Origin of the sequence: Mesorhizobium sp. M7A.F.Ca.US.005.03.2.1, from assembly GCF_003997795.1 — a bacterium.
Classification (GTDB): domain Bacteria; phylum Pseudomonadota; class Alphaproteobacteria; order Rhizobiales; family Rhizobiaceae; genus Mesorhizobium; species Mesorhizobium ciceri.
Genome location: NZ_RZRP01001199.1, coordinates 1 through 1,412 on the forward strand (window position 1 = coordinate 1; position 1,412 = coordinate 1,412).

General features: G+C 65.7%; 3 protein-coding genes. 1 reads left to right on the top strand and 2 read right to left on the bottom strand.

From position 1 onward, the window contains the following. Positions 1-818: WD40 repeat domain-containing protein (locus tag EN991_RS36195; protein ID WP_164769657.1), on the bottom strand; the 818-nt coding region annotated here is incomplete at its 3' end. Positions 819-919: 101 nt separating this feature from the next. Between EN991_RS36195 and EN991_RS36200 the strand changes: the two genes are divergently transcribed. After that, positions 920-1,126: a DUF6494 family protein gene (locus EN991_RS36200; RefSeq protein WP_064994243.1), complete on the top strand. Its 207-nt coding sequence runs from the start codon at positions 920-922 to the stop codon at positions 1,124-1,126. A gap of 26 nt (positions 1,127-1,152) precedes the next feature. On the opposite strand, the gene EN991_RS36205 is transcribed toward EN991_RS36200, so the two are convergent. Next, a partial coding sequence (locus EN991_RS36205) for a substrate-binding domain-containing protein (RefSeq protein ID WP_245461176.1) occupies positions 1,153-1,412 on the bottom strand: 260 nt, incomplete at its 5' end.

Consider the following 1,412-nt stretch of genomic DNA (forward strand, 5'->3'; position numbering starts at 1 on the left):
GTGCTAAATGTGCGAACGGGCTGCAGGCTTTTGACGTCGAGCAGCACAATTTCACCTTTGATCGACGAGGCGGCGATGTATCGTTCATTCGCCGTGACGGCGAGCGCGGTGATCGGACTTGACGAAGCTGCAACTTCGGCCAGGATTGTCCCGCCTCGGTTCAGTTCACTCAGCTTGCCGTCCGCGCCCCCGACGAACACGCGATCGCTCCTCGTCGCCACCAGCGTGCTCAGCGGTGCAGGCATCGCGACCCTGACCGGAGCTCCGCCTTCGGCCGGCCAAAGCATGACTGCCGCGTCGTAGCCGGCACTTGCGAGCGTCCCGTCGGAGAGGTATGCGACCGCGTTGACGTTTCCCCTGTGGCCTTCGAGGACGCGCGGCTCCCCGCCGGAAAGCGGCCACACCCGCACACTGCCATCCCAGGAAGCCGAAGCGAGGGTGGAGCCGTCGGGCGCCACTGCGAGCGACACGACCGGCGCTGAATGGCCTTGCAGGACGGCGACCGGCGTGCTTCGTCCGGCCTCCCAGACCGCAATGCGGCCGTCCGCCCCCGCGCTGGCGAAGCGGCCTTGCGGCAGGGCTGCGACCGCATCGACCTGCCCATCGTGAAACAGCAGCACCTCCCGTGCTTCGCCGGTCTTGATCGACCAGATGATCGCCTTGGCGTCGAAACCACCGGTGATCGCAGTTTGCCCATCGGCCGTCACGGCAATCGCCCGCACTGGTCCGCCGTGACCGCGGAGATCGGCACCCAGCGCGGCGACCCCGAAGAGGAACGGAGCAGTTGCCATCAGACACATTGCGAGCGTCGTCTTCATTGCGCACCAGGCCGTTCCGTGCTCCCTTGGCGCAGCGCCGCCGTTGCGGGCATCAAGCTTGCTGGATCGGCCATATTGTTCAAACCGTTCGAGGCAATCATATGACCCAGAATATGGAAACCGATCCCTTCAACGTCTCCATGCGCAAGTTCCTCAAGCAGGTCGGCGTGACTTCGCAGCAGGCAATCGAGAAAGCCGTGGCGGAGAAGGGCCTGAAAGGACAGGGCCGACTGACCGTGAGGGCCCTCGTCACGTCTGAGCCAGCAGGCCTGCACCATGTCGTGGAGGGCGAGATCGATCTGGGGTGAGCAGCGACCGAGGTCGGGTTCGGCTGCTACTTCGCGAACCGGATCCGCCCGGCCGGCGATGGATCATACCCGGCAAGCTCGGCGGCGCGGCTGGCGAAGGTGTCTTGCTGCAGCAAACGCAGCAACGCCTGGATCGGTTGCTGAAAGTAGGTCCGCTGCCGCATCAGCAGGTCGAAGCTTTCCCAGGCCAGTGACACGAAATCGAGGCCGGCGGCGCAGGCGGCGGCGCGGGTGGCGATTCCGCAATCGGCCCGTCCGGTGCGCACGGCGGCTGCAAGCTCGGGAC

Excerpts from the sequence above, each read along its gene's own strand:
- EN991_RS36200 (WP_064994243.1), top strand. The coding sequence starts at position 920 with ATGACCCAGAATATGGAAACCGATCCCTTCAACGTCTCCATGCGCAAG.